Below are 1,697 nucleotides of genomic sequence, written 5' to 3'. Positions count from 1 at the left end.
GACACATCTCACGCTCATTCAATTCAGCTTTTGAAGCTTCATTCAGTTTCAGTTTTCTTAATTTCATACTTTAATCATTTTAAAATCAATATTTAATGTTCTTCGTAAAAATCACATAGATTTCCAATGTTACAGGTATTTGTTAGAACAAAAAAGAAAGAAACTTAATAGTCCAATATATAACAAACAAGCCATATGCAACAATATATTTCAATCACCTTGTATTTCTTCTTTATTAACAGCTACAACTATTTTAAGAATCTTCTCTTTACGAATAACTTCATATAATAATGTATCTTGCTTTTCAAACAAACGATGATTTTTATAAAGATAATCTTCATAATTTTTTCCATTCACAGTTTTAATTTCATCGCCTTCTCTTAACCCAGCAGCTTTATAATAATTGTCCTTAGAATCAGCGACCCTAGTAATGATCCACCTCCCATATCTATTTTTTTCAACCAAAATATGAAATCGCTGATGCAAAGGATTAACAACACGAGTAAAATTAGGTATTGGCTGAAAACCAATTCTTTGATGTTTCATATCAAAGAAAACATTAAATCTTTTAAGAAAATTCTGCCCAATCAAATAATTAGATGGCGCTCTATTAATAAAATCAAAAGTATAAACTCGTAATGAATCCATTCTCAAAGTATCAGCTAAAATAGCATCTACAGGACAATAGCGATGATATCTATTTAGATATTTAGTCCAAACAACATCCTCCTGTTTATTAAAGAAAGAAAACTCATTAGCTTCTTGCATTAAGACGATATCCCAAGCCATTCCCGTATCTATCATGAACATACGATTTATCATTAATGTGTCACTACTAGCACATTCCATCTTAATAGGTAATCTGACATAGAGTAAATTAGGATATTCTTTTTTTCTAACTAATGGAAATATCAAACTATTATCAGGCATTCGATAATTCTGCGCCAAATGAATCTCCATATAATTATGCTCAAAGTTCAGCTCCCACACATGCATAGTATCGTTAGGAGGGATATTAAACATTCCTTCTGAAGAACTATTCATATACCATTTCCAATTCATAATTTGAGTAACATCATATTTCAAAGACGCCTTTCCAACCCTAACAATTGGGGCATTAGAATAAATAGAACAAGTGACAAGAAAGTTAGCCCAACCAGAGCCATTTCGTAATTGCGCATCTGAAAACAAACGATGTTTAATACTAGAATGTGTTGCACAAAACATCGAGTCTAACACAAATTGTCCTCCAGTATCAAATCCTAAGCGAGCCGTGATACTGTCATTCAATTGCACAGGTAAAACTATCTGCCTATCTTTTGGATTTATACAAAAATGTACCTTTCCCCCACCATTTATAATCTCTGTATATTGTTGAGGATAACCACAACTCACACAAATTATGAAAAATAAAAATACAGAACACAATCCTTTATTCATTGGAAACATATAATTATTAAGAACAGTACTATTAAATATTTCATATAACAGTACCGTTCTATTTTACCCTATTTAAAAATGTCCACAAAGAGCATCTTGGGGATTCCAAAATGGCGGTGGTGTTATTTCAGGAAATTCCGGTTTGGGGTCAGTAGTAGAACAACATGGATGAGAACCATCTGATGTATACCCATGAGCATTATTGGCACTATCATTAGCACTAGTACTAGAGCCACCGGGTTTACCTTCATAATTGC

At 32.2% G+C, this 1,697-nt stretch carries 2 protein-coding genes and 1 pseudogene; all 3 read right to left on the bottom strand.

Going from position 1 to position 1,697, the window contains the following annotated elements:
- Positions 1 to 67: TIGR04149 family rSAM-modified RiPP (locus FDF36_RS20940; RefSeq protein WP_220392684.1), on the bottom strand; the 67-nt coding region annotated here is incomplete at its 3' end.
- Between the two features lie 143 nt (positions 68 to 210).
- Positions 211 to 1,440, bottom strand: coding sequence for a tight junction protein ZO-3 (locus FDF36_RS20935; protein ID WP_233484597.1), 1,230 nt, complete (start codon positions 1,438 to 1,440; stop codon positions 211 to 213).
- 72 nt (positions 1,441 to 1,512) lie between these two features.
- A pseudogene (locus tag FDF36_RS20930) lies at positions 1,513 to 1,697 on the bottom strand (TIGR04149 family rSAM-modified RiPP); the annotation flags it as partial.

It is taken from the genome of Bacteroides fragilis (assembly GCF_019583405.1).
Classification (GTDB): domain Bacteria; phylum Bacteroidota; class Bacteroidia; order Bacteroidales; family Bacteroidaceae; genus Bacteroides; species Bacteroides fragilis_B.
Note: the sequence above shows the minus strand (reverse complement) of the source record. Positions and strands in the feature narration are given on the sequence as shown.